Source organism: Rahnella sp. P4_A8 (assembly GCF_056402435.1).
Map to the genome: position 1 here is coordinate 1 of NZ_JBFUHK010000183.1, position 1,996 is coordinate 1,996.

Here is a 1,996-nt window from a genome sequence, read left to right on the forward strand (position 1 = left end):
ACGTATAATCATTGACGTAATTTGAGCCAAAAGCGGACGAGAGCGTCTGATTAATCTCTTCAAAAGAAACGCCCATAGCCTGTGCTTTTTCACGGTCAATATCCAGTGTGGCCCTGGCGCCTTCAGCAAGCCCATCAGGGTAAACATCCGTGACCACCTGACTTTTAGCCGCCAGATCCAGAAGTTTTTTCTGCGCGGAGATGAGCGCTGCATAACCGAGCCCCGCACGGTCCTCCAGATAAAAAGTTAAGCCGGAAGACGTGCCCATATCCGATATGGCGGGCGGCATAATGCTCATCACAGAAGCTGCCGGTTCCGCGCTCATGGCGGCCTGCGCGTAATTTGCTTCCCTGGCTGCATCTGTACCCTGGCGCTCGTTCCATCCTTTGAGGGTGGTAAATGCCAGCGCCGTATTAGGTCCTGATCCAGAAAAACCGAAACCAAATATCGTAAGATTGCTCTGAATGCCTTCCCGGGCAGCAACGAGCGATTCATAACGATGCATGACTTCCCGGGTACGCTCTTGTGTGGCATCCGCAGGAAGCTGTACTGAAGTCATAAAATATCCCTGATCTTCATCTGGAATAAAGGAGGACGGAAGCGCACCTAGCGCGGCAAACAGGACCCCACAAAGGAGAATGTAAAGCACCATAATTCGGCCGGTTCGCTTTAACACAAAACGCAAACCGGATTCATACCTGATAGAAAGTTGGCTAAAATGACGATTAAACCAGCCCGCAAACCCCCGTTTCATGGTGCTATGCTTATCAACCGGCTTCAAAAGAGAGGCGCAAAGTGCCGGCGTCAGCGTCATGGCAAGAAAAGCAGAGAGTAATATCGGCACTGCCATTGAGAGTACGAACTGCCTGTAGATAACCCCAACCGACCCCGATGCAAAACCGATAGGAATGAACACGGCGGTAAGAACCAAAGTTATGCCGATAATGGCCGGAGTGATTTCAAGCATAGCCTTTTGCGTTGCTTCCCGCGGCGATAGCCCTTTTTCTGCCATCAGACGCTCGACATTTTCAACCACCACAATGGCATCATCCACGATGATCCCAATAGCCAGTACCATGCCAAACATCGTCAGCACATTGATTGAAAAACCACTTAGAAGCATGACGGTGAAGGTGCCCAGGAGTGCAACAGGTGCCACGATGGCCGGAATGAAGGTATAGCGCAGGTTCTGCAAAAAAAGCAACATTACCAGGAACACCAGCAGCATAGCCTCAAAAAAAGTCTGTATTACCTTTTCTATCGACAGCTTAACGAAGGGGGCGGTATCAAATGATACCGAGAACTCCATCCCCTCTGGCAGTACGCTCGACAAAGTCGTAAGACGTGTTCTGACCCCCTTGGCTGTAGAGACGGCGTTGGCACCGGTTTCCAGCTGGATCGCCGCAGCCGTGGCCGGTTTGCCATTTTCCTGTATGGCAAAGGCATAGCTTTGCAACCCTTGCTCAACGCGGGCAACATCGTTCAGCCGGACGCGTGAGCCATCGGTATTTTCCCGTAGCATGATGTTTCTGAAGGCCTCAACGGAAGAGAGCTGCCCATGCACCATCAGCGGGTAGGTAACCCGTTGTCCGGATATCGCAGGTTCATCACCCACCCGGCCTGGAGCTATGAGTGCATTTTGCTGGAGGATTGCCGTCGAGATATCATTGAAAGAGAGTCGGTAACTGTACAGCTTCATCGGATCGACCCAAATACGCATCGCTTTTTCGGAACCAAAAAGTTGCACTTTTCCAACGCCGGAAACACGGCGAAGTTCTTCCGAGACGTTACGAGCAAAATAGTCACTCAGGTCTTCTGCACTGTAGCGGCCGGAAGGTGACTTAAGACCGACTATCATCAAGAATGCAGAGTTGGCCGCTTCCACCTGAACTCCGTTTTGGCGGACGGCTTGTGGCAACCTTGGTTCCACCGCCTTAAGCTGGTTCTGCACCTCTGCCTGCGCCAACTGAATATTGGTTCCGGGTTGGAATGTCAC

At 51.6% G+C, this 1,996-nt stretch carries 1 protein-coding gene; it reads right to left on the reverse strand.

The genetic code is table 11. The features are described from left to right. On the reverse strand, nt 1–1,996 hold a 1,996-nt coding region (locus AC1DUO_RS24435), incomplete at both ends, for an efflux RND transporter permease subunit (protein WP_477989185.1).